Source organism: Candidatus Zixiibacteriota bacterium, from assembly GCA_035380245.1.
Classification (GTDB): domain Bacteria; phylum Zixibacteria; class MSB-5A5; order GN15; family FEB-12; genus DAOSXA01.
In genome coordinates this window covers 559,861-586,269 of the sequence record DAOSXA010000002.1, presented here as the reverse complement: position 1 = coordinate 586,269, position 26,409 = coordinate 559,861, and the positions used below count along the sequence as shown (strand labels likewise).

21 protein-coding genes are annotated in these 26,409 nt (G+C 51.0%); 12 read left to right on the top strand and 9 right to left on the bottom strand.

Going from position 1 to position 26,409, the window contains the following annotated elements; all coding sequences use genetic code 11:
• The first annotated feature begins 4 nt into the window (after positions 1-4).
• Both PLF13_07690 and PLF13_07685 read left to right on the top strand, forming a co-directional pair.
• Positions 5-910, top strand: coding sequence for a site-specific tyrosine recombinase (locus PLF13_07690; protein HOP07155.1), 906 nt, complete (start codon positions 5-7; stop codon positions 908-910).
• Positions 846-1,844, top strand: a complete 999-nt coding sequence (locus tag PLF13_07685; protein HOP07154.1) for a diguanylate cyclase — start codon at positions 846-848, stop codon at positions 1,842-1,844. The genes PLF13_07690 and PLF13_07685 overlap by 65 nt, the downstream gene beginning before the upstream one ends.
• Positions 1,845-1,852: 8 nt before the next feature.
• Here PLF13_07685 and PLF13_07680 read toward each other — a convergent pair whose 3' ends face one another.
• The 3 genes from PLF13_07680 to PLF13_07670 form a co-directional block, all read right to left on the bottom strand.
• On the bottom strand, positions 1,853-4,027 hold the full coding sequence (locus tag PLF13_07680) for a glycosyltransferase family 39 protein (GenBank protein HOP07153.1): 2,175 nt from the start codon (positions 4,025-4,027) through the stop codon (positions 1,853-1,855).
• 252 nt (positions 4,028-4,279) lie between these two features.
• Entirely contained in the window at positions 4,280-6,256 is a 1,977-nt protein-coding gene (locus PLF13_07675; protein HOP07152.1) for an oligopeptide transporter, OPT family, read from the bottom strand.
• A gap of 693 nt (positions 6,257-6,949) precedes the next feature.
• Entirely contained in the window at positions 6,950-7,306 is a 357-nt protein-coding gene (locus PLF13_07670) for a DMT family protein (protein HOP07151.1), read from the bottom strand.
• A 1,002-nt stretch (positions 7,307-8,308) separates the two neighbouring features.
• On the opposite strand from PLF13_07670, the gene PLF13_07665 reads away from it, so the two are divergent.
• Positions 8,309-9,106, top strand: coding sequence for a T9SS type A sorting domain-containing protein (locus PLF13_07665; protein HOP07150.1), 798 nt, complete (start codon positions 8,309-8,311; stop codon positions 9,104-9,106).
• Between the two features lie 622 nt (positions 9,107-9,728).
• Here the strand turns inward: PLF13_07665 and PLF13_07660 are convergent.
• Complete coding sequence (locus PLF13_07660) at positions 9,729-10,754, bottom strand: hypothetical protein (GenBank protein HOP07149.1); 1,026 nt, start codon at positions 10,752-10,754, stop codon at positions 9,729-9,731.
• Between the two features lie 171 nt (positions 10,755-10,925).
• On the opposite strand from PLF13_07660, the gene PLF13_07655 reads away from it, so the two are divergent.
• From PLF13_07655 to PLF13_07615, 9 genes are all read left to right on the top strand, one after another.
• Positions 10,926-11,714: an ABC transporter permease gene (locus PLF13_07655; GenBank protein HOP07148.1), complete on the top strand. Its 789-nt coding sequence runs from the start codon at positions 10,926-10,928 to the stop codon at positions 11,712-11,714.
• On the top strand, positions 11,711-12,505 hold the full coding sequence (locus PLF13_07650) for an ATP-binding cassette domain-containing protein (protein ID HOP07147.1): 795 nt from the start codon (positions 11,711-11,713) through the stop codon (positions 12,503-12,505). The genes PLF13_07655 and PLF13_07650 overlap by 4 nt, the downstream gene beginning before the upstream one ends.
• 72 nt (positions 12,506-12,577) lie before the next feature.
• Positions 12,578-13,513, top strand: coding sequence for an MlaD family protein (locus tag PLF13_07645; protein ID HOP07146.1), 936 nt, complete (start codon positions 12,578-12,580; stop codon positions 13,511-13,513).
• 354 nt (positions 13,514-13,867) lie between these two features.
• A complete protein-coding gene (locus PLF13_07640) occupies positions 13,868-16,855 on the top strand; it encodes a chemotaxis protein CheA (GenBank protein HOP07145.1) in 2,988 nt (995 codons plus the stop codon).
• A complete protein-coding gene (locus tag PLF13_07635) occupies positions 16,848-17,354 on the top strand; it encodes a chemotaxis protein CheW (GenBank protein ID HOP07144.1) in 507 nt (168 codons plus the stop codon). Before PLF13_07640 ends, PLF13_07635 begins: the two co-directional genes overlap by 8 nt.
• 20 nt (positions 17,355-17,374) lie before the next feature.
• A complete protein-coding gene (gene cheB, locus PLF13_07630) occupies positions 17,375-18,481 on the top strand; it encodes a chemotaxis-specific protein-glutamate methyltransferase CheB (protein HOP07143.1) in 1,107 nt (368 codons plus the stop codon).
• Complete coding sequence (locus tag PLF13_07625) at positions 18,462-19,325, top strand: protein-glutamate O-methyltransferase CheR (protein ID HOP07142.1); 864 nt, start codon at positions 18,462-18,464, stop codon at positions 19,323-19,325. The genes cheB and PLF13_07625 overlap by 20 nt, the downstream gene beginning before the upstream one ends.
• A gap of 3 nt (positions 19,326-19,328) precedes the next feature.
• Entirely contained in the window at positions 19,329-19,709 is a 381-nt protein-coding gene (locus PLF13_07620; GenBank protein HOP07141.1) for a response regulator, read from the top strand.
• A 60-nt stretch (positions 19,710-19,769) separates the two neighbouring features.
• Positions 19,770-20,666, top strand: coding sequence for a chemotaxis protein CheX (locus PLF13_07615; protein ID HOP07140.1), 897 nt, complete (start codon positions 19,770-19,772; stop codon positions 20,664-20,666).
• A 74-nt stretch (positions 20,667-20,740) separates the two neighbouring features.
• Here the strand turns inward: PLF13_07615 and PLF13_07610 are convergent, their stop codons facing one another.
• The 5 genes from PLF13_07610 to PLF13_07590 all read right to left on the bottom strand — a co-directional run bounded on the left by PLF13_07610 (position 20,741) and on the right by PLF13_07590 (position 26,402).
• Positions 20,741-21,583: a metallophosphoesterase gene (locus tag PLF13_07610; GenBank protein HOP07139.1), complete on the bottom strand. Its 843-nt coding sequence runs from the start codon at positions 21,581-21,583 to the stop codon at positions 20,741-20,743.
• 12 nt (positions 21,584-21,595) lie between these two features.
• Positions 21,596-23,872, bottom strand: coding sequence for a DEAD/DEAH box helicase (locus PLF13_07605; protein HOP07138.1), 2,277 nt, complete (start codon positions 23,870-23,872; stop codon positions 21,596-21,598).
• A gap of 28 nt (positions 23,873-23,900) precedes the next feature.
• Complete coding sequence (locus PLF13_07600) at positions 23,901-24,407, bottom strand: peptidase zinc-dependent (GenBank protein ID HOP07137.1); 507 nt, start codon at positions 24,405-24,407, stop codon at positions 23,901-23,903.
• A 288-nt stretch (positions 24,408-24,695) separates the two neighbouring features.
• A complete protein-coding gene (gene deoC, locus PLF13_07595; GenBank protein HOP07136.1) occupies positions 24,696-25,370 on the bottom strand; it encodes a deoxyribose-phosphate aldolase in 675 nt (224 codons plus the stop codon).
• Between the two features lie 186 nt (positions 25,371-25,556).
• The gene (locus PLF13_07590) at positions 25,557-26,402 is read right to left on the bottom strand and encodes a hypothetical protein (GenBank protein HOP07135.1); all 846 of its coding nucleotides are present in this window, start codon (positions 26,400-26,402) and stop codon (positions 25,557-25,559) included.
• Between the last annotated feature and the right edge of the window lie 7 nt (positions 26,403-26,409).

Here is a 26,409-nt window from a genome sequence, read left to right as displayed (position 1 = left end):
TGATATGTTGACCGTTCAACTGGATGATTACCTTCAGCACTTGAAGCTGGAACGAGGGATGGCGTTAAACACCCTGGCGGCATACCGTCGTGATATTTCTGATTTTCTTGCCTGGTCCGGTATAACCAACGCCGCCAAGGTCTCCGGTTCCAACGCTCAGCAGTACCTGTCTCATCTCACCGGCCTTGGCCGTAAACCCACCACGCTGGCGCGCCGGATAACCTCGCTTAAGCGTTTTTTTGATTATTTGGCGGAACAAGGTGCGATCAGTAAAAATCCGTTTCGATCGTTCCGGGCTCCCAGGCTTTCTCGTTACCACCCTCATTATCTTTCTCCGGATGAGATCAAGCGTATTCTTGAAGCGGTTGATCCCAACGCTCGTGAAGGTACCCGTGATCGAGCCATTCTGGAGCTTCTCTATGGCTCGGGATTAAGGATTTCGGAGTTGCTTTCACTGAGTTGGGGTGATTTTGAGTTCGAGGCAGGTTTCGTTCGGGTTACCGGAAAAGGAGATAAACAACGCCTTGCGCCACTTGGTCAATACGCGATTGAGGCTCTTAAGGCATTGCAGAATAGTCCCTTACCTCCCGGTCTCCAGATTTCGGATATAGTCTTCAGGGGACGCAGCGGCGCTCGTTTGACCCGGGTTGCCGTATGGAAGATGATTAAAAAGGTCGTTCTGAAAGCGGGGATAACCAAGGAGGTTTCACCCCATACTTTCCGTCATTCTTTCGCAACTCACATGATTGAGGGCGGCGCGGACCTGAGAGTGGTGCAAGAAATGCTCGGTCATGCCGATATATCAACTACACAGATATATACGACCATTGACCGGGACTATATTATTGCCGAACACCGTAAATACCATCCTCGAGAACTGGCCCGGCCCCAAGACGAAAGAGACGCCTAGGCGGCCGGTCTACCATTTTGCTCTACGCCAGCGTGGAGTAAATCTCGATTTCCATCTGAAGCGGTATTTCCGCAACTATGAAGTCTCATTCCATTTTTTCCGTGACTTCGGTGAGTTGGTCCGAATTTGCCAGCGTTACCCAATCGATACTATCATGATTGCGGGGATGGGCGATTTCTATCGCGAGATTGAATTGATCCGTGATATTAAGCAGAATGTCTTTCTCGCCATTACTCCGGTAATTCTCTATCATCCCGATCCCGATGATTCCATGATTGTTGCCGCGTTCGAAAACGGCGCTGAGGATTTTATATACGGGGCCTGGAAAGAACGTCTCACCGAGGTTCGTATCCGGCGCGTGATCGAGTCCAATCGCCGCGACCTCTCGATCAATCCATCCACGCATTTGCCCGGACCGGCTCTGATCGAGGCGGAAATATCCCGCCAGCTCGAAACCGCTGCACGGTTTGCCGTTTGCTACGCCGATCTTGACAATTTCAAGGCCTTCAACGATTACTACGGCTATGCCCGGGGTGATAAAGTTATTGGCCTCACCGCCCGGATAATCAAGGATGTTGTGTTCGATGTCTGCCGGGAGGGATTTGTCGGGCATATCGCCGGCGATGATTTTATCTATGTCATTCCCGCCGAAGAAGTCGATCTGATTTGCCGTGAAATCATCAAGGCTTTCGATGCTATCGTACCGTATAGCTACGATGAAGAAGATCGCGATCGGGGCTATATCGTTACGACCAGTCGCCGTGGTGATACCGAGCAGTTTCCGATCCTGTCGATCTCAATTGCCGTCCTGATAAACAGCAACGGCACCTTCGAACATGTGGGGGAAATGTCGCGGATGCTGGCCGATCTTAAAAAAGCCACCAAGATGCGTGATGGATCTAACTACATGATCGAGCGACGACATAAATACTGATCGATCGCTTATCTTTCCAATAAGAGCTTTTTCATCTGGACGGCCGGTTCGTAATCCGGGGCAAACCGCAAACATTTGTCCAAATACTTGAGAGCGGAATCAGGGGGATGTCCACCCTCCTGGTAAGCCAGGGCAAGCACGTAGTAGGCCTGATAAATAGTCGAATCGCGTTTGAGACACATATCCATCATGTTCACTCCCGACTCCAGTCGGCCCCGCTGAACGAACGAGAGCGCCCAGTTGAAATAGTCCACTGCCGTAAGGTCTCCCTGGAGACTGAACGACCATTTGTAGAGTGAATCGGTGCGATCCCACTCCTGATGGCGCGCAAAAAACGCTGCCGCTCTGGTGTAAGTTTTACTGCTGAGGCTGTCAAGATAAACCGCTGAATCGAACGCCATCCGGGCCGAGTCGATTTGTCCTTTATCCTCAAACACATCACCCAGGTTTAGCAACACCTGTCCCAGATCCTTTGCGCGGGCTCGTTTCCGATCGAAATGCGTTCTGGCTGTCTGGAATAGTACGAAAGCCGAGTCGATTTCTCCCTTGAGATAAACTATTTGCCCCAGGTTATTGTATGCCGGGGCATAATCCGGATTGAGGGTGATTGCACGATGGTAATTTTGTGCGGCCAGTTCATATTTCTCCTGCATGAACTGAGTGAATCCGAGGTTGTTGGCCAGGGGAGCCGATCCGGGGAAATCTTCATCGGCAAGCAGATATTCCTGCTCGGCGTGAGACCAATCCTCCAGCCGTTGATAGCGGAGGCCTTCGTTGTAATGGGCCTGGAAATCACTGCCGTGTCTTTGGTCGAAATAAGTTCGATTGAGAACCAGTATAACCACTACCAGCGCCAGTCCGGCCAGGATGAACTGACGGGCGTTGTATTGCTTTTTTTGCGTCCAGATACGTCCGACACCGGCGACGGCGATCATAATCAGGAAAGGCACCAGCGGCAAACGATGTCGAGCCGTGACCAGGAACAGCACGATGGTCGGTACATAAGCGATAAGGAATAAATATATCGGCGCCAGATCACCCCGGCGATCCCATAAAACGGCTATTCCGAGAAGGGCTAAGGGCATAAGCAGACCGAACGGGAAATAGATTGGCTTATCCCAGACCAGCCAGGAATAAAGAGTGGATTTGTGTCGCTGGAAGTACAGGTCGCTGTTGTCGCTGTTTTCGAAACCAGTCAGCAAATAAAGCGTCTTTTTACCCACCAGACCAAGAAACTTGCCCGGATCGTCGACCATGAACTTCAGCGCTTTTCCGGTCCAGAACGAGGACTCCTCACCGGAGCTCAGCGGATGTCCGGCCTCACGTTCAGCCGCCAGCAGAGTCACGCGGTTGAAATCCCGCCAGGTAACCGATTCGTCCAGGTCCACTTCGGGCATCAGCATTGTCAGGCCGTTGGCATAGGGATTGTTTCCCAGATGGAGATTGATCCCCCCCTGTGATGAAATCAAAATCAGATCGCCTGTGACGATCACATTGCGCACCGTCACCGGCAGGATCGCTATCACCAACCCGGCCAGCAGTAACAACGGCCGACGGGCTCGTGTCATGAATGACACCCCTTTGGGACCGATCCAATAGCGCCAGATCATCAACACCGGAACGGTCAGCAGAATGTTCGGTCGCGCCAGCGCCGCTAAGCCGAACACTATCCCGGTCAGGATCCAGGTTTTAACGGAATCATTGTCTCGATAGGCTACCAGCCGATACATTCCCCAGACCGTCAGCATTAAAAACAATCCCGGAATCAGGAAGGCCGTTTCATAGAAAACCAATGTGCCGTAGAAGGCGTAAACCAGTGCCGTGAAAATTGCGACTCGTCTTGAAAACAATTTCTCGGACAGCTTGAACAGGAAAAACGAGGTCACACCGCTGAGCAGTGATTGCAGTATTTTGGCACCCAGCACCGAGCTGCCGGTCAATTTGGCCAACAGCGCCAGGAAATAAGGATAGAGCGGAGCGCGGAAATAAGCTCCCTCGCCGAAAAACGATCCGTTCAGAATCTCATGCGCCCATTCCCAATGCCATTTCTCGTCGACCAGCGGAAGAATGAACGTCGGATTCTTCGAAAGTCCCAGTAAGTAGATTACTCGTACCGCTATCGCCAGTAATGCCAGTAACAGTGGGACGGTGTTTTTTCGTATCAGATCGTTTTGCTTGCTCATAGCACCTGTTGTTTTTTTACACGGCAACTGCCCGTCGGTTTGAGTAGTGTCGATAAGTCTCCACACGATTCCATTCGCCGGGGAGACAAGCCCCCCGGCTACGCGATTGAGATCTCTAATGTCGCGTAGCGGGCGGCCTTGCGTCGCCCGCGTTTTCCTCGTATCTTTTCAGTCTTCGTCGGGAGTACGACTTATTCAACATTCTCTTGACCCGGCGGGCAGTCTAGTTATCGTCAAATCGAATAGGATCGCTTACTTCTTATCCAGTCCCTTGAACGCTGTCCGCGCCAGCAGCAGGGTCAGCAGGGCGAAAGCAACTATAGCAACCCACGGTCCGAATGAGCCGGTCAGGGTGTCGGTCATGGACTCGTGTTTGTTATAGAATTGCTCGTATGTTCCCCACGAGCCAATCATGAAGGCTACCGTCACCCCGATCAGGGCGTCGCCTGCTACAATTCCGGAGGAGAACAGAATTCCGGCCAGATTACGGTCGGTAAACTTCTCCTTCTTCGAATAGCGTTTTACCAAAGCTGCTACGACGCCGCCAATCATTATCGGCATTGACAATGACAACGGTAAATAGAGTCCGATCGCGAACGGCAGCGACGACGCTCCCAGCAATTCAACCGCCAGGGCAACGAAAATGCCAACCAGGATCGGCGCCCAGGGCAGATTGGCATTCATGATTCCCTGAACCACTGTCGCCATGACGTTGGCCTGCGGTGCGAGCAATGGTTCGCGCACGGTTGCTCCCTCGACGAAACCGAACGCTTCATTGAGATAGTACAGCGTGAAACCCATCGCAATAGCGGGGAAGAGCAGCCCGATAAACTCGGTCAACTGCATTTTCCAGGGGGTGGCACCGAGCAGATAGCCGGTTTTCAGGTCTTGGGCAATATCTCCGGACATACAAACTGCGATACAAACCACCGCTCCGACCGACATCGCCGTGATCATACCGGAGGTTCCCTCAACGCCGAAATACATCAGCACCAGACAAGTAACCAGCAGTGTGGCGATGGTCATACCCGAAACCGGTGAGGAAGAGGAGCCCACAACACCGACAATTCGAGCTGCAACGACCACGAAGAAGAATCCGAATAATACCGCCAGTGCCGCACCAAGCAGATGTAGTTCCGTGCCCGGAAGCATCCATATCGCAATAATAATCACCGCCACTCCCAGCAGTACCCATTTCATCGGGATGTCCTTGTCCGTTCGCGGTACGGCGGTGTCGGTTGTTCCTTTACCGAATATCTGAGTAAAGCCCTTGCTGAAGGATGAGATAATTACCGGGAATGATTTTATCAGGGAAACGAATCCGCCTAACACGACCGCCCCGACGCCGACGTACTTGATATAAGCATCGCGCAACGCGGAGGCATCCATGTCGGCCAGAGGAATCGTGCCAGGAGCTACGATCGTTCCAGCCGGAAGCTGGTCGCCGATAAAGGCCAGCAGCGGCCCGATTCCAAGGTAACCAAGCACCGCCCCGGAGAGCATCAGTGCTGCAATCTGGGGACCGATGATATAGCCGACGCCGAGAAGGACCGGGGTGGCATCGATGCCGATCGTGCCGCCCTTGAGAATTTTCTTGAAATCATAGCTCGGCGTTTGCGACCAGACGCGCAGCATATCGTAGAGAATTTTATAGAGCGCTCCTATGCCTATGCCGAAAAACACCGTTTTGGCTTTATTGCCCCCTTCGTCACCGGCCACGATAATCTCAGCACAGGCGGTTCCTTCGGGGAAGCGCAACGTTTTGTGCTCGTCGTGGACCAGATAACGCCGCAACGGGATCATCAGCAGAATCCCGAGTCCGCCGCCGAGCATCGACAGCCAGAAAATCTGCATTTTGGAGACTTCGTGGATGTACCCCGAAGCCACCAGTTCGCTGTTGGCCGACCAGATGAAAAATGCGGGGATCGTGAAGATGATACCGGCTGCTAGTGACTCACCCGCCGAGCCGATGGTCTGCACGATATTGTTTTCAAGCACAGTTACATTGCGTCCCGAAATCAGGCGCAGGATCGCCATCGAGATCACCGCCGCAGGTATCGAGGCGGAGACGGTCATGCCGAATTTGACGCCGAGGTAGGCGTTGGCGACGCCGAATAGGACGGAGATAATCGAGCCGAGGATAATCGCTTTCCAGGTAACTTCAGCGATATTTTTCGAGGCCGGTATTACCGGTTGGAAGTCGTTGCCGTTGTCGTTGTTTTCTGACACTGGTCCTCCTTGCAAGGGGCATCCGAATTATCCGTCAATATCTCCCCTGAATCCGTGATGTGTCAAGAATTTAGTCCGGGGGGAGGGGAGTCCGCAAAGCAAACCACGAGGCGGGAGAGTCCGCAGCGAGAACCACGAGGGGAGACGTCTCATCGGGACGTCACACCGGCGAAGGCCGGTGTCCAGAGCTGAGGTCGAAACCCCGCGGGTTTCGACGCCTCCTCCTGGTTAATTGCTCTGAGACGTGCCAAAAAGGTGTTGGTTACTGCTGCAAACTTCCCTCCCGAGGGGTGGGGCACAAAAATCGATACAAATTGTAGGTCGAAACTCCTGTCCGCCGAAGGCGGATCGCGAAGCGAAGTTTCGACACCTGTTAACGTTGCAAACTTCCCACCCGAGGGGTGGGGCACCTTAAAAATGAAGATGGATTCCCGCTTTCGGGCGTGTTGGAAAAGTCATACGCTCGGATATTCAGTAAAACAAAACTGTAATGCGGGCGACACAAGGCCGCCCGCTACGCGAGGTTAGAACCACTGAACGCGTAGCCGGGGGGCTTGTCTCCCCGGCTATGAGAGGTCAGTCGAGGTTTTTCAACAGGCCGCTTTCGCGGGAAAGACGTCTTCCGGGCGGGTTGATACCGGTCTGTTGCAGGTCAGATAGCTTGCAACCTGACACAAGAGACTAAATCTATAATCAGGCTCCGATCAACCGTGCCCGGAAAATGAAAAATACCGCTCCCAGAAGGCATAACCCAGCCCAGAGATAATCGAGCGTAAGTTTCTCCTTGAGATAAAGGATCGAAAACGGTACGAACACCGAGAGAGTAATGATTTCCTGAAGAATCTTGAGGTGACCGACAGTCATAACCGTGTGCCCGATTCGGTTGGCTGGTACCTGCAACAGGTATTCAAACAGGGCGATCCCCCAGCTTATCAAGGCAGCGATAATCACCGGTTTGTGGGAGAGATTACGCAGATGACCATACCAGGCAAAGGTCATAAAAACATTACTGCAACAGAGCAGCAGGGTAGTAATCAAGTACTTATTCAAGGCGGCAGCTCCTTTTTGTTCGGTCTGTGAGACTCGCCAAAATGCCTGGTCGTTGACAGCAGGTAGAATCGCGAGCAGAAGAAGAAATCGCCGGTGTTGCCTCGGAGCAAGATCAAACTACAGGTTTTGTGAGGAGTCGCCGTCAAAGTCAAAACGTCTTGCTTGCGACCTGACATTGTTGAGGCACGTCTCCCCGAGACGTGCCGAAAAGGTGTTGGGTGCTGCCGCCCACTTCCCACCCGAGGGGTGGGGCACAAAAATCGATACAAATTGTAGGTCGAAACTCCTGTCCGCCGAAGGCGGATCGCGAAGCGAAGTTTCGACACCTGTTAACGTTGCAAACTTCCCACCCGAGGGGTGGGGCACCTTAAAAATGAAGATGGATTCCCGCTTTCGGGCGTGTTGGAAAAGTCATACGCTCGGATATTCAGTAAAACAAAACTGTAATGCGGGCGACACAAGGCCGCCCGCTACGCGAGGTTAGAACCACTGAACGCGTAGCCGGGGGGCTTGTCTCCGCCGGCGATAGAGGTTTGTCAACAATCCCCGAGGGGGATGCGCTCCCCAAATTAAGATGAATTTCCGCCTATGCGTAAGCCTGGCGCACTTTTTGCGTTGTGTCGGGTTGCTGTAATGCTGCAAGAACGATTAAAAATTGATAAAAAAACTTGGCAAGATTCAGGAACAAGATGCATCTTACTGGTGTACAATAGTTGCACAGACCTTTGGACGAGGTCACTCCACATCAGTATCATCTTACCCTGATTGCAGTTAAAGAGGCTATACAGAACAATACGCTTGACAAAACTCAAGGTATCATTAACTTAAATATAGGGTAACTGCTCACCCACCGATGATATTTTTCGATCCACACTCAAGAACTATCTTCCGAGGATTGCAGGTCGTATTGCAGGAAAGTGGTTGCACGATTGCATGTAAGGATTACGTGCGTAGCAGCTTAAACATGGAACCAATGGACTTATGGTGAGGAGGTGGACCTTGATGAAAAGAACTAACCTGACACTGGTAGTTCTCACGATTATGTTGGTCCCGGCGATGGTCTTTGGCGCGGCCGACCAATTCTTTGCGGCTAAGGGGACTCTCGGCGACGACAACACAATCACGGTCCCGTTGCAGATCACTAACAAAGACAACCTCGCAGCGATGGACATTGCTCTCGGATTCTCCGAAGGAGTGACCTTGCAGGAGGTGAACTTTGAGGGCACACGGGTCGAGTATTTTGATTTGAAAATCGCTTCTATCGACAACGAAGCGAACACGGTCATTATCGGACTGTTGCCGCAGATGACCGAAACCGCAAAACCCGATTTGGGCGCCGGCGAAGGAGCTGTGGCCAATCTGGTCTTCACGGTGGATGATCCCTCGGTCGAAGATATTACCCTGGAAGCAATCGAAACCGAGGCGCCGTATCACAGCCTGACTTTCGTTTACCATCAGGACAACGAAATCGTGACTGAGAAGCCGGAATTCAATCCCACCAGGGTATCGATGTCGGAGGTCAACGGATTAGTGCCGGATCAGTTCTATCTGGCGCAGAATTACCCGAATCCGTTCAACCCGTCGACCACATTCAAATTCTCTTTGTCTGAGGCCGGTGAGGTTGACCTGTCGGTGTACAACGTGCTGGGCCAGAAGGTCAGCACGGTCGTCTCCGGAACGCTTGATGCCGGTCAGCATGAAGTAACCTGGGACGGCGAGCAGTTCTCAAGCGGTGTTTATTTCTATCGTCTGACGACGCCGACGAACACCGAAACCAAGAAGATGATGCTGCTTAAGTAAGCGAAGCAGCAGTTATCTTCGCTCTGGGTGGACACGTTAATTTGCCCGGGCGTTCCGAAATAGCCATTAAAGCCCCCCATAGCCGGGGGGCTTTTTTTATCCGGTAAATAGGACACAGAAGTTGCGTTATAAAGCCTTGAAAGGCCGTCGACACAGATTCTGCGCCAAAATCTCAACAAGAACTGCGATTCTTATCGATGGAGCCTTATAATCCGTATCTGGCAGGAAGTGTTAATAAGTTGTGAAACAACACGATAGACGAATGGCGTGACGATTGGCACGGAGTTTGTTTATATTATGAACAACCGGGGTAGCCTGATCAATGAACTAGGCATGCCCGCAACCTGCCGATTATCAGCGATGGATGGCAACGCTCTTGGCGGTGACGTTGCCTGATAAATCCCCGGTTGGTGAGGAGAGAAAGGTCTCAACAAAGATGTTGAGACCTTTTCATTTTGGTTAATCCGGTCAATCCAAGGTTCCGTTGAAAAGGCATTCCGCCCGGATGTTCGGCACGACACTCAATGGGATGGCCTTTCGTCGCGCAGTCCGGGGGATTTGTCTCCCTGGCGGATAGGATCAGGTGGCGTCTGTTTGAGCGTCTCCTAAAACGTTGATCCAGCTATCCCAACGGTCTGAGCCCCAGTTCACTCGGGTCGGTCGGGGCTACTCGGAGGATGTGTTCTGTATCACCTGCGAATACGGTTATTTCGACCTCACTCTCGGATTTCGCGGAGGAATAACGTGCGGTCAGTTGGGCGGCACGCTGAAGATTCTCTTCTGAAGCATCACCGATTACCAGCGTTATTGGGGATCCGATTCCAACAGCTTCCAGCTTGATATGGCTGGATTTACAGTTGGCCAGGATGCCGTTGTTGTCTGCTTCGTTGCGCCCTACGATAACTTTCGTAGCCGGATCGAAACGGAACTGCCGACCGTAACGCAGCAGATTGAGGTCGTCGAAAGAAATCTGCTCGCTATTGGCCAGTAAATCACGCAGGCGTGCGGAATAACCGGCATCGGTCAGCAGGCAACCGGAAGCCGGAGCGGGATAGTCCTCAAGACCGAACTCCCGGGCCAGTTCCATCTGTCGTTTACGTGAGCGGCCGGAAATACCCTCGAGTTGTTCGCGATCGACCATACCGGACAACTCCGGTTCAGTCGGCGGCAACAGCCGGGCCGAAAGCGGACGCAATACTTTACCCTTGAGACCGGTTTCGTTCAGCACCAGGTTGAGTTTGTCCTTTACCTGTGATTTCGGGCGTTGTCCCATCACTTCGCCGGTAACGATAAAATCGGCTCCTGACATTTCCATGAACTCTTTGGCCTCGGAGAGCATCAGGATACGGCAATCGACACAGGGATTCATGTTTTTGCCATAGCCGAATTTCGGTTTGCGCACAATGTCGACGAATTTCTGTCCCAGGTGCATGAGCTTAACGTTGAAGCCGTATTTATCGGCGGCCGGATACAGATTGGAACCGCCGGAAGAACGATCACCCGGGTCACAGTCGAAATGGGTCATGAAGTTAAGCGCTGTTACCTCGATATTCTGTCTTAACATCAGCAAGATTGCCAGAACAGAGTCAAGTCCGCCGGAGAACAGAGCTACGGCATGTCCGCGTTTTTCGTTGGTATTGTCAGTCACAACAGCAAGCTTTCATTCCACTAATGAACATATCCTCAAACAGCATGTATAACGTGTCAAAATGCCGGATATTGGCATTCAATATACATTTTCGCAGAATAATCAAAAGCCAAATTACCTTGACTGAGCGAGCTATTACGGATACAATGGGGCGAGAATAAGGAGTTCGATTTGTACATCCTGACAGCGATCAACAACCGATTGAAGAGTGCCGCCGAGCACACTCAATCGCTGTTCTTTTTTTCGCTCAAGATGATAACCGCCCTGTTTTCGCGGCGTACCTATTTAGCCGAGACGATGGAGCAGATGTACACGATTGGGGTGGGGTCGTTGTACTTGATCGTACTCACCGGTGTTTTTGCCGGGCAGGGCTTTGCGCTGGCTTTTGCGCAGGAACTGGCCGATTTCGGAGCCAAGAACTATCTCGGACGGATCATGGCTATCGCCATCTTACGTGAGTTGGGACCTACCCTGACCGGTCTGATGTTCGCAGCCCGGGTATCGTCCGGTATAACGGCTGAGATAGGCGCCATGAAATCTTCCAATCAGCTTGATGCGATGGTTGCTTTCGGTATCGATCCGATTGCTAAAATCGCCGTACCGCGATTGGTGGCGCTGGTAGTCATGTTGCCGGTTTTAACCGTCATTTGCGATGCTATTGCTATTCTCGGCGGCTGGGTAATCGCGGTGTTTATTGCCCATATTACCTCGACCATGTACTGGGCCAGTGTGATGGAGCGCATGGTTTTCGGCAATCTATTCGTTGGAATTCTAAAGCCATTTATCTTCTCGTTCGTGATCGCCTTTATCTCCTGTTATTTCGGTTTCAGGTCGGAAGGCGGCACCAAAGGAGTCGGCCGGGCAACGACCAACTCGGTGGTAGCCTCATCGATTACGATCCTGATTGTAAATTTCTTCATAACTAAGGTGGTGTTCTCGTACATCAAGGGGTACTTATGATCTCCCTGCGAAACGTCACTTTCGGTTATGGCGACAAGATAGTTTTACGTAATGTTTCTTTCGATGTGGCGGATAATGAAGCTATTGCCGTTATGGGGCCCTCAGGATCGGGTAAATCGACCGTGCTGCGTCTGATTCTGGGTCTCGAGTGTCCCTACTCCGGGGATGTCATCGTGGATGGTCACAATCTATGTCTTCTCAGGGAGCGCGAGAAGCGGGAGATTCGCAAGCAGATTGGGATGGTTTTTCAGGACGGCGCTTTGTTCGATTCACTGACCGTAGGGGAGAATGTCGGTTACTATTTGATTGAGCATACCAAACTATCCTGGACGGAAGTCGAAAGCAAAGCCAGTGAAATGCTTGGATTCGTTGGCTTGGACAGTGACGAAGTGATCGATAAATTACCAGAGCAATTGTCGGGGGGGATGCAACGCCGAGTGGCTATCGGACGAGCTTTGTTGTCAACCAATCCGCGAGTCATGCTCTACGACGAGCCAACGACCGGACTTGATCCGCAGTCGACCGATAATGTTCTGGCTCTGATCAAGAAGCTGAAAAACGAAAAAACGGTTGCCTCGATCGTGGTGACTCATCAGATTGCGGATGCCTTTGCCATCGCCGATCGCTACGTTGTAATCGTGGACGGTCAACTGGTGTTCGACGGTAGACTTGAGGCTCTGCGCGATTGTACCGAACCGCTGGTTGTGGAATTTCTTAAACCGTTTCGTTCATCGATGCAGGCGGTACTCGAACGCAGGTTCGTGACGGTTGGAGTGAACGGGGGAGTTTAATCATCAGGCGCCGGTTACAACCGCTTGAGCGGACAGCCGTGTTGCCATGGGAATTTGACGAGTGATTTTAATATGAAAAAGACTACGACAACACAATGGAGTTCCCTGAAAGTAGGAACTCTGCTCATAATATCGATTGCCTTCGGAATATGGGCCTCACTGACCGGTGGCGGGACCTCGATATTCGATAACAAAGTAGAGTTCACAGGCTATTTCGCCAATGTCAACGGTCTGGTCAAGGGATCACCCGTTTGGATGGCCGGTGTCGAAGTCGGTAATGTCAGAAAAATAGAGTTCGTTAATCTCGATTCAGCCCGTCAAGTCGAGGTAGTCTTCCGTATCAAGGAATCGGTTTGGCCGCTCCTGACTCAGGGCAGTGTCGTGCAGCTTGGTACTATCGGTCTGCTTGGTGATAAAATGGTTGAGCTTATTCCCGGGCCGGTCGACAATGAGCGGATTATTGAGGGGAATGTTGTCCCCACGAGTGATCCCGGCAGTGCTGAACGCATGTTCGCCGCCGGGACGGAAGTACTGGAGCAAGCCGGTAGTATTGCCGGTAGTCTGGATTCGGTTTTAATACGTATGTCGCGCGGTGAAGGTACTCTCGGCAAACTATCGTCCGATGACCAGCTATATGTGCACCTTACTGCCCTTAGCCGTGATCTGACCAGGCTAGTGCAGGAGTTGACGCGCAATCAGGAGAAAATTGTGGCTTCGTTGCAAACTACGGCGGAAGCTGTAGAGCATCTGACGGAGAAGGTCGATAACAGCACCGGTACGCTTGGTAAGGTTATCTCCGATCCGGCTCTCTATGATAATCTTGCTTCCACCTCCGCGCGACTAGATACGGTTATGGCCAGTCTGAACAATGCCGAAGGCTCTCTGGGCATGCTGGTCAGTGATACCGGGCTTTATGTCGAAACAGTCGATCTTCTGGCCCGAGTCAACAGTCTCGTGGCGGATATCCAGGAAAACCCGAGGAAATACTTCAAGTTGTCGGTATTCTAGGGCTACCTCCTGTCGATTAGAATCTACGCTATAATTCGTTCAACGTATCACCGTAATGCAGACGTTATCCTTGATCTGAATGTCTGTCGGGATTCTCTATAGTATATTCCCCAGGTAGGACCTGTTCATAATTTGATCAGTGTCGGATACGCCTTGTTTGACTGGCTGCCAGGCTCATTCCGATGCTGAAGTATTCCCTGAAATCAACCGATCTCTCATAAGACAGGGTGATTTCGTCCGGAAATATGAATATCTCCGGCGAAGTCGAACTCGACTGAAAACGGGGTGCTCAGCGACATCGTGCTTCATCGAGGGGCAGCACCATAGCTTGAGAATGATTCTGAGGTATTTCTGGTGTCCGATAAGTTTACCAGCGATCTCCTTGAAGATTTCGTAATGGAATCGCGCGAACATCTGGCTCAGATAGAACCAGGTTTGTTGCGGATGGAGAGTGATCCCTCACAACCGGATCAGGCGACCATCAATGAGGTGTTCCGAGCGGTACATTCGCTTAAAGGGGCAGCGTTGTTCTTTGGTTTCAACGGGATCAGCGAGTTGTCAAACCTGATGGAAAGTCTGCTGATGAAGGTCCGTGACGGAGATCGCCCGCTTACGATAGAAATGATAGATGCCTTGCTTAAGGCCAATGACAAACTTCAGCCGATGATCGAAGACCTGAATAATTCTGATGCGGTCGATATCCGGACGGAAGTGGCATTGCTTAAAAATATAATGGATGAAACTACTGAAGATGCACCGTTGTCGCAATCGAATCCTGCCGGTGAAATGTCTTTCCTTGATGAAGACAACGCAGGTATCCCGGTCGAAGTTGATCATGATGCTATCAGGAAACTTACAGCCAGGGGAAACGCGTTTTATTTCATTCGTTATCACGTACAACAAGACATTTTTAAAGCCGGTAAATTACCGTCCGAAATAGTGGATTTGCTTGGCTCCGTAGGGACCATTCTGGGTACCGAGCCGGCAATTGACCGGTTCCCGGCAAGTCCGGATGAAGATTCTGAATGGGATTATCTGAAATTCATGTTTGCGACAGTCCTGCAGGAAGATTTCCTGCTGGAGGGTCTTGATCTTAGGCCGACTCAGGTGACTGAATTTAGCATGAAGCAGTTGCTGGAACTGGTTGTCGATCTGAAAAAGCCGGAAGATGAAAAGGGGGATTCACTCCAACGAGATAGTGGCTCGATTTCAGGGGCATCCCAGGAAGTATCTTCCAAAGCTATGACCGGTGTAGAGCGAGTCGATGACACTTTGCGTGTCTCGGTGTCTACCCTGAACCGGCTTATGGATTTAGCCGGCGAGTTGGTTTTAAAGCGCAACCAACTCAAGCAAATGGCGGAATCGGTTCAATCACCTTGCGGGGGCATGATGCCGTTGATTCAATCACTCGACCTCATTACGAGTGATTTGCAGAGTGCAATCATGAGTGCTCGCATGCAGCCCGTAAGTGCGTTGTTCGGTCGTTTTCCAAGAGTGATACGCGAGTTGTCGCGGAAGACTGGAAAACAGATTGATCTGAGGCTTAACGGTGGTGACGTCGATGTCGACAAGTCGATAATCGAAGCATTGATCGATCCGCTTACTCATTTAGTTCGTAACGCTGTTGATCACGCCCTGGAAACACCTGAAGAACGACATAAAGCGAATAAGTCACCCCGGGGTAAAATAACCCTGAGAGCGTTTCATAGAGCCGGACAAGTGGTTATCGAATTAGAGGATGATGGGCGTGGAATTGATCCTTCAGCGGTGAAAGCTACTGCACTCAGACGTCAACTACTTCCTTATAACAAACTTAACGGCATGTCTCCGGAGGAACTCCGCAGGCTGATCTTCATTCCGGGATTTTCGACTTCCAACACCATAACCGATCTGTCCGGTCGAGGAGTCGGCCTGGATGTTGTCCGCAATAACGTGGAAAGAATTGGAGGAAATGTCGATCTTCGTTCGGAAATCGGTTCGGGAACAACTTTCAGCCTCAACCTTCCACTGACTCTGGCCATTATGCCCTCACAGATAGTCGCCGTAGGCAACGAACGTTATGCCGTCCCACGCGCAAGCCTGGAGGAAATGGTATACGCCGGCGGACCGAATTCAAAATATCCGATAGAAACGGTTGGGGACCGCCGGATTCTCAATTTGAGAGGAGAACTCATTCCGTTAATAGACCTGGGTGAATTGCTTAGTGGGCAGGAGGTCAATAGCTCCGTTCGCTTCAGCGTGACCGGCAATGCCGAAGGACAAGAAAGACGAAATGTTCTGATACTGCAGTCGGGAGCTGATCGTTTTGGGCTGATCGTCAGTCGTCTTCTGGATAGTGAGGAGATTGTGGTCAAGCCACTGAGCAGTTTCGTTAAGAGCTGCCGGTTTTATGCCGGGGCAACTATTCTCGGTGATGGGCAGGTAGCAATGATCCTTGATGTTGCCGGAATGTCGGAAATTGCCGGATTGAGTGGACCCGGGGGGGATAGAGAGACTGCGTCGACAGCGGTAATGGATGTCGGTAATAGCTCTCCGGCTTCGCTGTTGGTTTTTGGATATGGCGATTCACAACGTTGTGCCGTACCTATCCAACAAATCTCTCGCATCGATAAAATTCCCAGAGAAAAAATACATACAATTAATGGTGAGCTGTTCGTGGAACGTCAGGGAGCTCTGGTCAAGTTATTCCTGCCTCACCGGTTTATTGATCTGCCACAACTCAATGAGGACGAGAGTCATTATTTCATAATAACTCCCAAACGAACCAATCAGCCGGTAGGGCTGGTGGCCGGGATTGTATACGATATCGCAGAATCAACAGCGCCAGTCAATGACTCTGAGGTCGAAGGATCAGGTGTGATGGGCGCTTTAAGCCATGACGGGCAATCGATACTTCTGCTGGATATACATGAAATGATTGAAATCATGGATCGTGTCGGTAAGGTAAAAGCAGAGGTTGATGAGCAGCCGCCAACGAGCAGAAAAGTATGCTTGTTGGAGTGTAATCCGATCTGGCGAGCCATGATTACCCATTTCCTATCAGGGTGTCACCAGGTGAAAACATGTTGCAATATGGAAGAAGCTGTTGAAGTTATTGCCGATTGGCAACCGGAAGTAGTGATTCTTTCTCCGGGGCGGAGTCATGGCGATACTATCCCTGACTATCAGCCGTTACGTGAGTCGGGGATATCTTCCATGAAGGTAATTGCTTTGACTTCCAATCCTGCCGACACCAGATCGGCTGCTCTGGGAGCCGATGCGGTGGCCTGCCGTTTCGATAAATGGTCGCTCCTCGAAGTTATCGAAAAGACTCTGACAAACTCGGGGGGAGCCAATGAGTAGCTGGCAGTATGTTACTTTCGGAATCGGTTCACTTGTTTTTGCCGTCGATATTCTCCTGGTGAAGGAGATTAATCGTCGACTTTTACTGACGACGGTATATGGTGTCCCTCCGGGAGTTATAGGAACCGCGAACCTCCGGGGACAGGTATTGACGGTGTTCGATCCAGGCGTACTTATGCAATTGCCGCCTCGGAATACTTCTTCCGATCGTACTATCGCAGTTTTTAAAACTGATAAGGAATTACACATCTATAAAAGTGGCAGCGGATTTGAGGATCATACTTCTCTAGATCGGGTGGGATTTATTTTTGACGCAGTTGGAGATGTTTTCAATGTGGAAGAGTCCGCTATTAAGGCTGTGCCTGCGAATATACCCGTATGCATTGCCGACCATCTTCGCGGAGTTGTTAAAGAGGACAGCAACCTTCTATTGATACTGAATGTAGGTTCACTCTTGGAAAGCATTTCACTCCCGGGGTTAAGTGTCGAGACATTGTAAATGAGGGGACGAAGGATTGAATGTCTATTAAGCTGAAAACATTGATTGTAGATGACACGATCACATACCGGACGCTTTTGCGTACGGCTCTTTCTGAGTTGGACGGGATTGAAGTGGTCGGGGTGGCATCCAACGGCGAAACTGCATTGGAACGTGTTGCGCAGCTAATCCCCGATCTGGTGATACTCGATGTAGAAATGCCGGTGAAGAACGGTATTGAAGCGTTAGCCGAGATCCGTGAAAGTTTTCCTGATGTCAGTGTAGTTATGTTCTCCGCAGCAAGTCCTTCATCTGCTCGCTGGACTATCGAGGCTCTCGAACTTGGAGCGGTAGATTTCATTCCCAAACCTACCGCAAAGGATCAGGATCATGTCGCAGAGTATCTTGAGCGGTATCTGGCTCCGGCGCTAATGGCAATCCGGGCGAAACATGGAGAAAAAACAGATGCTGTCGTAGCAACTCCGCCGCCGATGGTATATCCGAAGCCGAATAAAATCAGCCCGATGTCTCGTGATGGATTCGAGATTATGGTGATTGGTTGTTCTACCGGCGGACCCAATGCTCTTCTCCAGATAATACCGGCGCTTCCCGAGGATTTACCTTTTCCGATCCTGGTGGTACAACATATGCCGGCCGGATTTACATCATCTCTGGCCGATCAGCTTAACCGGCGGTCAAGCCTTGACGTCATGGAACTTGCAGAAGAAACTGAAGTTATCCCGGGACGAGTGATTATTGCACCGGGAGGGCGACACATGGTTGTCCGTCGTTATTCCAATCGATCATCGACTTGTCTGTATGCTTGTGCGAATGACACCCCCCCTCTTAATAATTGCCGTCCGGCGGTTGATGTCACGTTACGTTCGGTAGCCGCAGCGGCTCAGGGTAAAGTGCTGGCTGCTATTCTGACAGGTATGGGGCGCGATGGTTTGATGGGCGCTCGGGCGCTGGCTCGCAGAGGCGAGTATTTCATGTTAACCCAGAGTGCTTCTTCCTGTGTCGTTTATGGAATGCCAAGAGTAGTGGATGAAGCCGGGTTAAGTCACGAATCGGTATCCCTGGAACTCATCGCCGAAAGAGTCGCGGAATTAGGAAGAGAGAGACAGTATGCCGGACATGGTTGTTGATCAAATCCATCTGGAAGATCGCGAATTCGAACAGCTTCGGACTCATATCCGAAAATTGTGCGGTATGGAAATCAGCCATGAGAAGCGCTATTTGATCGAATGCCGCCTGCGTCAGGTATTGTCTTATGGTCATTGCCGATCCTTCGCGGAACTCTGCGACCGATTGGAAAATCGCCCCGACGAAGTGCTGGTGGATCGTGTCATTGACGCGATTACCACGAATGAGACATTATGGTTCCGGGATGGTTATCCCTATCGGTTACTGTATGATATCCTGCTGCCAGCGGCGGAAAGGAAGAGAAGGATCAAGCCGTACCGTATCTGGTCCTGTGGCTGTTCCACCGGGCAGGAACCATATTCCATTGCCATAACGGTAGATCGGTGGTTGTCTCACCGTGGCGATGTACATTTTACCGCAAATGATTTTGAGATTGTCGGGACTGATGTCAGCACGGCGACTTTGCTCCTGGCTCTAAGCGGACGCTATGACAAACTGGCGGTGAGTCGTGGGTTGGACAGATTGACACTGGCTCGTTATTTCGATCATATCGGCAGTTATTTCCTGATCGATGAACGAGTCAAAAACATGGTGCAGTACAAGCGATTGAATTTAATCAAGCCGGTAACTCAAATGGGGATGTTCGACCTCATTTTCTATCGAAATGTTTCGATATATCTGGCCGAATCGGTCAAGAATGAAGTGTATCGTAAGCTGTATGAAAAACTCAAACCGGGAGGGGCAATGGTGATCGGCGCTGCTGAACATCTGCTCGAACAAAAACCTCTATTGAGACGAGTCCAGTTTGAAGATAATGTGTATTACCTTAAGGACAGTGAGGAATAGTCCATGAAGGTTTTATCCGCTGATGATTCGCTGATAATGCGGAAGATTGTCGCTGGAGCAGCGTCACTCCTTGGCTATGAGACAATCGAGGCCAAGAATGGTATGGAGGCTATTGCCAAGCTGAAAGCCCACCGCGATGAAGTAGCGTTGGTCATTCTGGATTGGAATATGCCGGTGATGAACGGTTTTGATGCTCTCGTTGAGATCAGAGCCGACGATTCATTCCGGGACATCCCGATTTTGATGGCTACTTCGGAGAGTGAGAAGAAGAATGTGGTAAGAGCCATTCAGGCCGGAGCCAATAACTATCTGCCTAAACCCTTCGATAAAGCGATACTTGCCAAGAAAATGGCCGAGATGCTTTCGATGGAGGTTACGGTATGAACGGTATGGGCATGAATCCGATGGTTGCGATCAGTGCATCGATTGGGAAGGGTGATCGTGATGAATAAACTCCTGTTCGTTTCGGATATGGTGCTCAATAGCCAAACGGTGCGCAAGTTCCTGAAGGGTATCATGGAGGTACGGGTGGCGGCCAATCCGACACCTGAAGATATCTTAGAGGCGGATATCATCGTATGTGATATGGAATCCGATCCGCGTCTCATGGCGGCTCAGGTACACAGTCTCAGGGCTCAGTGTGGTTTCCGTGATGTTCCGATCATCGTCGCGTCACATCGATCTCATGCCCGACATGCCAAAGACACTCTTCAGAGTGGTGCAACCGAAGTAATTTTCAAACCGTTCGACGGTGAGAATTTCGTAAAGAGAGTGGTCAATGCCCTGAAGCCGGTTGGGAAACGAGTTAAAATCGACAACGACATGGTGATGCCGTTCATTAGCGCCACAATCGATGTGATCGAAACAACTACCCAGGCAACCGCCAAGCGCACCGATCTGTTCCTGAAACGAAGTTATACCGTGTTTGGCGATGTTACCGGTATGATGGCGCTTTCCGGTGAATGCGAAGGAGTGGTGGCGATTACCTTCAAACAGGATCTTGCGTTCAAGCTGGTAGCGAAAATGGCGGATTGTGATGAGACTGAGCTGACGGCTGCTGATGTTCATGACGGCATCGGTGAAATCATCAATATGATCAGCGGTAAAGCGAAAACGTCTCTTCAGGAAACAGAGTATAAATTCAACATTTCATTGTCGACGGTAGTGCTGGGACACGGCCATCAGATAGCTCATCGTCACAACGCTCCGGTAATTGTTATTGTGTTCGAGGCAGACGGTCAGCCTTTTGCCGTGCAGTTATGTCTGGCGCCGATACATCGCTCTCACAAGCCGGTCGGCGATCAAGACATTACTGCTTCTGAGCCGACACCCGTATCTTGACGATCGTGTCAATACCGGTGAGATTGATCACGGTATGATCGGTCAATAATCCTCCCGCTATATCATTAGTTATGCTATATCAAGTCGTGGGTAGCGGCTTCGAGGTTCGAAGGATCGAAACGAACCACACTCAACTCCGGTCCGTCGTGAGCGGCTCCAAAACAATAAGTGCGGCCGATTCGACAACACCAGGAACCTGTCAGATGAATCGATTCGTGTATATGGCCATGCAGGGTTAGCCGGGGTTGACGTTCTTCGATAAAACGCTTAATGGCAATGCTCCCGACATGTACATCGAGTGGGGCCATATCGATCATTTTGCCGTCCAGAGCCGCTCGGTCCAGATCAGTCTGGTACGGAGGGGAGTGAAACATCATGATCGCGTTAGATAAATCATGTCCTTCGGTAAGGCGCTTCAAATCATCTGCGATAGTGGCGAAACGGGGTTCGTGATCCGGTTCAACCGTGCGGAAGCCTTCCTCGGGTGAAATACAGCCGGGATCGACATAACGAGATATGTCGTATTTCTCCCAATCCTTAAGTAGAAACGGGGTGGGGGGGACATAGGAATAGCCGTAGATGTCGCACTCGCCGAAGGATATCCGGCGCATGTGGCAATAATGCCAGAGGCCGACTCGATCGAACTCGATTGCATCCGATTCGGGTGAGGCACTGTCGTCATTGCCGAGTATGACGAACCAGGTCGGACCATTATCTCCTAGTTCGGTTGACAATTTCTTCAAGTCCGGTTCGAGGAAATCCTCCATAAAATCGAATAAACCGTCGATCGACATGCCATGGGGGAGAAGATCACCACCTACGAAGACAGCATCGGGACGTTCATCGCGCACCAGTTGGAACAGCTTGGCATAACGACTGCGTCTGCCGTGGAGATCGCTGACAAAAAGACATTGCATAATCGATGTTTCCTAGGCCGGTAAAAAAGCCAGCATGTATTCCAACAGGCGAAGTGTTCCGGATTTGCCGTCGGGTGAAACTTCCATAGGCGGGCCGACACAGGCCGGACAACCGTCGGCGCAACCGCAGCGACTAACATGGGCGCGGCAAGCCTCACAGAGTCGCTCGTGTTCTGAGAATAGCTTCTCGGCCAGGCCGACTCCACCGGGGATGTTCTCGTATATATAGATCGTGGGGCGCTCGGTGAATGGGGCGCGAACCTGTGAAATCGAGCGTAAATCACGGTGATCACACATCACCCACAGCGGTGCTATCTTGCCCATGATGTTGGCCAGACCGCGTAGGGCGCTGCCCAAACTGCCACGGGAAATGCCGATCTGTTCAGCGATATCCTCAGGAAATCCATACCAGTAGGCATGAGTATGCATCTCCAGCTCCGGCATATCGAGTTGCCCAAAGCCGACATTCTCATGGGTGTGAAATTTGATCTTCTTATACAGCACGGTAACCATGGTGATTGAAACTTCGCCGCAACTGGCCAGCGTTTCCCCGAAGAGCTTTTCCGAGTCCACCGCGAGAACCTTTAAATCCGATTTGGTTTCAGCATCAGTATAATAATCCACCTCGACTTCTTTGACATAGGCCCTGCGGCCTTCCCAGTCAAGCCGGGTGACCTGGTACTGTTGTGCTCCGTGAAGGTAGATAGCCTCGGGATGGAGGAAAATCGGTGCTGAGAAATAATCCATCTCGCCAATCACCTCCGATTTACGTGATTCGTTCAGGATAACGAAATTCTCAGGCGAAGCCGATCGCAAAGATACCTGTTGTGCCGGGTAGATCTCCGACGACCAATGATAGCGATCACCGGTTTTGCGGATAATATCACTGTCGGACAGATAATCGAGAATTTCACCGGTACCGTCCTCGTTCGCAATCTCGGCTCGGTCAAACGGTAGTTCAAACGTGGCACATTTTAAATGACTGCTGCGGATAATCAGGTTGTCCGGATCGATGATACCGGATTCCGGGGTGCGGTCAAAGATATACTTCGGTTCCGTACACAGGTATTGATTGATCGGGGTTGAGTTGGCGATCAAAATTGTCACCGAAGTCCCGGAGCGCCGTCCGGCTCGTCCGGCTTGCTGATGCAGTGAAGCGATAGAACCGGGATAACCGACAATGATGGAAACATCTAAACTGCCGACATCGATCCCCAATTCGAGAGCGTTGGTCGAGACGACGCCGGTAATCGAACCGTCACGCAAACCCTGCTCGATTCGTCTTCGTTCCAACGGGAGATAGCCGCCGCGATAACCTGCTATGTTGACTCCCCGGCCGTAATCGCCGCCCAACTCACGCTGCAGGTAAGTCAGGAGGACCTCGACATACAACCGGTAGTGTGCGAAGATAATAGTCTGGATGCCGTGTTTAAGGAAGTGCGAACCGATACGAGCGGCTTCGTTGATAGCCGATTTGCGTATGCCGAGTTGTTCGTTTATAACCGGCGGATTGTATATGAGGAAATGCTTTTCTCCCGAGGGAGCGCCGTTGTTATCGATCAATGTAACCGGTCGGTCAATAATCTGGGAAGCTAGCGTATCCGGATTTGCAATGGTTGCCGAACAACAGATAAACTGCGGCTTAGAACCATAGAACTCGCAAATTCGCTTGAGCCTCCGTAAAACATTAGCCAGGTGTGAACCGAAGACGCCCCGATATTGATGGACTTCGTCAATTACGACATATTTCAGATTCTCGAACAGTTTGATCCATTTGGTATGATGCGGTAAAATCCCGGCATGCAGCATGTCCGGATTGGAAATGACGATATGTCCGGCGCTGCGGATTGACCGGCGGGCATTGTGGGGAGTGTCGCCGTCGAAAGTGAACGTTTTGATGTCAACATCCATTTTCTGGATTAACTCGTACAACTCACTGAGTTGATCCTGAGACAGCGCTTTGGTCGGGAACAGATACAGGGCGCGGCTGTCGGGATTGGTGAGGATCTCGTTCAAGACCGGGATATTATAGCAGAGCGTTTTTCCGGAGGCGGTCGGGGTAACGACTACGACATCTTCACCCCGGTTGATTTTCTCAATCGCTTCAGCCTGATGCGAATAAAGCTGTTTGATGCCGCGTTGCTGGAGGGTAGCTCGCAGTCGGGGATTGAGACTCTCGGGGAAATCCGAATAGCGGGCCTCACGCGGGGGAATGGTGTGCCAGTGTTTAACACTGTCGCGGACCGAGGCGTCCTGCCGAAAGAAATCGATGACCTGTTCGAGATTCATATCTTAAGATTCCACGTCTGCAATCGTCTCAGATCAGTCCGGTCAACTGGCGTTGACAAATATCGCAGAATCGTTCTTCCTTGTTGTCGATATCAAGCATGCTCTGGCTGTGATAGTTGACGCATTTGGGATTGCGACACTCCATCAGATCATACAGATGAGCCAACTGGTGCAGAGCTTCTTTCCGCAGTCTCGGATATATCTTGGCATCATCCTCGGGCAAGCCGTAAAACTCCTGTCGAATGCGATTCAAAGAGACGATACAGGTCCCGGCCAGTGCATCGGCATGCCCGATAATATAGGTTTCATCCGGGAGATACAGGTCCTCTTCGCAAACAGCAATCACTTTTTCACGATTGTTGGCTCGTACTCGTTCGAGTTTGGCAAGGATGACCAGGGCATAGTATTGATTCCTGATTATATTGTATGCCTCCTGGGGCATTTTCATCCCTTTCAGGATATCCACCGACCGATTGAAAACAGGTCCCAGTTCGACCGCTATGCGATTCACGAGAGTGAAATCGGTTTCACCCATTGGCACAACTACAATTCTGGATTTGAGAATTCCCATTTGTCTCAAGTACTTTTATTCCGCTATGAAGAACTTGTCCGATGAGCCATGCGGAGCGACTTTAATCTCCGCCTTAGCTGCACATTTCGGACACCAGCCGACAAAAGCTGTCTGCTCTTTGTTCAAGTACAGACGCGAATAGACGCGGCAGCATTTGAAGTACATGCCCAGGAAGGGCCGTTTAGGGCGTTTTTGGTCTTCCATGGTCGGTCCTAAGATAATAGACAGCGAACTTGATTTCAACAACCACTGTTATAGTTCATTCGCCAGCTCAGCCATGATCTTAACGGAAGAAGAACAGCCAAGCCGAGTTGCCCCGGCTGCCAGCAGCTCGCGACATTGACTCAACGTTTTGATACCTCCGGAGGCTTTAACCTCAATCTGACCCGACGCCGCTTCGTGTAACACTCGTACCTGTTCGACGGTTGCGCCGCCGAAAAATCCGGTACACGTTTTAACAAACTGAGCGCCGCCGTTGATTACGGCCCTGGTAGCGTTCCGCTGTTGTTCTTCGCTGAGCTTGCCCGCCTCAATGATGACTTTCAAAATCACATTGTGCGGCAGGGCCTTACGCACTTGAGTTATTTCGTCTTCGGCTTCCTTGAAACGGTCCGACGCCAGCCAGCCGACATTGACCACCATGTCGATTTCAGCCGCGCCGTCACTTACTCCCTTCACCGCTTCGAACACTTTGGTGTCGGTACGATGGGCGGAAAGAGGGAAGCCCGAAACGGAAAGAACTTTTACACCGGTTCCGTGCAGAAGACGTGCAGCATCTCTGACCCAGACCGGATTGATTGCTACTGAATAAAACTTATGTTCGGCCGCTTCTCGGCAGACCTTCTCTATCTCCTTCAAACCAACCTCGGGATAGAGCGCCGCGTGATCAAAACGAGCCGCGAATTCGAGTACTTTATCCTGTGTCATTTCAAGTCCCCGGGTTTGATTACCATCGGACATTTTGCCCAATATACTTCATGTTAGCTAAGCATTCCCGGACCGTTTGGCAAGTTGTTTGGAGGTGACGGAGGTGGTTTTTCAGGAAATATGATGTTGCTAATAAAAAGCCGGTCGCTATGAACGACCGGCCGGATATACTCAGGCAGTTTGCTCTCAGGGCCAGGTGACATCGATCAGCCAGTACTCTACATCGGTCTCACGGTATATTTTGTGACTGGATTCCTCGCCGGTCTTTTCATTGGTTTTATTTCTGTCAGCTTCAAGGCTCCAATGGTCGCGGACCAGGACGACCACTCCCTCTTTGTAGGCGAAATACATGAGTCCCTGCAATTCGATACGGTCAACGCCCGTTTCGTGAAAATCCTTTTTCTCACGGACATCGACCGGAAGAATCATGTTGCCGTTGTATTCGATTACGGCACAATCATAACCGGACTCGCGCACGAGATTGGTCAGCTTGAAATCAGTGGAAGCATTGATCGTTTCATCAGGCATGCGCACGGCCGTTGAATGAGTCCAGGTATGCCCGACGCTGATCTCTCCGGTAGGGAAGACCGGCCAGCCTTGTTCGAAATAGTTTCTTAAATAGGCGACCGTGGCGCTGTCTTTTCCATCCATGAATTCGACATCGACAAATTCTCCATCCGGCCGAATCATGTATTTGTTGGCGCGATATACTTCAACCGTATCCAGCTTCTTGTCTTCATCCTTGGAGGGAACGACGTGATACGAAGTACTCGAATCGAGGACGGTTAAAACCGAATCCTCGCCGACATTCAGGAGGTTTTCGGTACTGACATAACGGTCGGTGCCGCCTCCTTTTTCGGTAACGGAGTCGCCCACGACGACATACCAGGTATACTTCATCTCCTGTTTGTGTACCTGGCGGAGACCGACCTCGTTTGACATTCTGAGTCTGATTTTACGATCCTGACTGGAGCAGGCGAGAGCCAGGCAAAGCAGGACCACTACGGACAGTATGGCGGTTATTCTTTTCACTTGAGCC

What these genes read in the sequence shown, in the direction of transcription:
- PLF13_07625 (HOP07142.1), top strand. Translation starts at nt 18,462, where the DNA reads ATGCCGGACATGGTTGTTGATCAAATCCATCTGGAAGATCGCGAATTC.
- cheB (HOP07143.1), top strand. Translation starts at nt 17,375, where the DNA reads ATGTCTATTAAGCTGAAAACATTGATTGTAGATGACACGATCACATAC.
- PLF13_07615 (HOP07140.1), top strand. Translation starts at nt 19,770, where the DNA reads ATGAATAAACTCCTGTTCGTTTCGGATATGGTGCTCAATAGCCAAACG.
- PLF13_07665 (HOP07150.1), top strand. Translation starts at nt 8,309, where the DNA reads ATGAAAAGAACTAACCTGACACTGGTAGTTCTCACGATTATGTTGGTC.
- PLF13_07610 (HOP07139.1), bottom strand. Translation starts at nt 21,583, where the DNA reads ATGCAATGTCTTTTTGTCAGCGATCTCCACGGCAGACGCAGTCGTTAT.
- PLF13_07650 (HOP07147.1), top strand. Translation starts at nt 11,711, where the DNA reads ATGATCTCCCTGCGAAACGTCACTTTCGGTTATGGCGACAAGATAGTT.
- PLF13_07645 (HOP07146.1), top strand. Translation starts at nt 12,578, where the DNA reads ATGAAAAAGACTACGACAACACAATGGAGTTCCCTGAAAGTAGGAACT.
- PLF13_07605 (HOP07138.1), bottom strand. Translation starts at nt 23,872, where the DNA reads ATGAATCTCGAACAGGTCATCGATTTCTTTCGGCAGGACGCCTCGGTC.
- PLF13_07620 (HOP07141.1), top strand. Translation starts at nt 19,329, where the DNA reads ATGAAGGTTTTATCCGCTGATGATTCGCTGATAATGCGGAAGATTGTC.
- PLF13_07635 (HOP07144.1), top strand. Translation starts at nt 16,848, where the DNA reads ATGAGTAGCTGGCAGTATGTTACTTTCGGAATCGGTTCACTTGTTTTT.
- PLF13_07680 (HOP07153.1), bottom strand. Translation starts at nt 4,027, where the DNA reads ATGAGCAAGCAAAACGATCTGATACGAAAAAACACCGTCCCACTGTTA.
- deoC (HOP07136.1), bottom strand. Translation starts at nt 25,370, where the DNA reads ATGACACAGGATAAAGTACTCGAATTCGCGGCTCGTTTTGATCACGCG.
- PLF13_07690 (HOP07155.1), top strand. Translation starts at nt 5, where the DNA reads ATGTTGACCGTTCAACTGGATGATTACCTTCAGCACTTGAAGCTGGAA.
- PLF13_07600 (HOP07137.1), bottom strand. Translation starts at nt 24,407, where the DNA reads ATGGGTGAAACCGATTTCACTCTCGTGAATCGCATAGCGGTCGAACTG.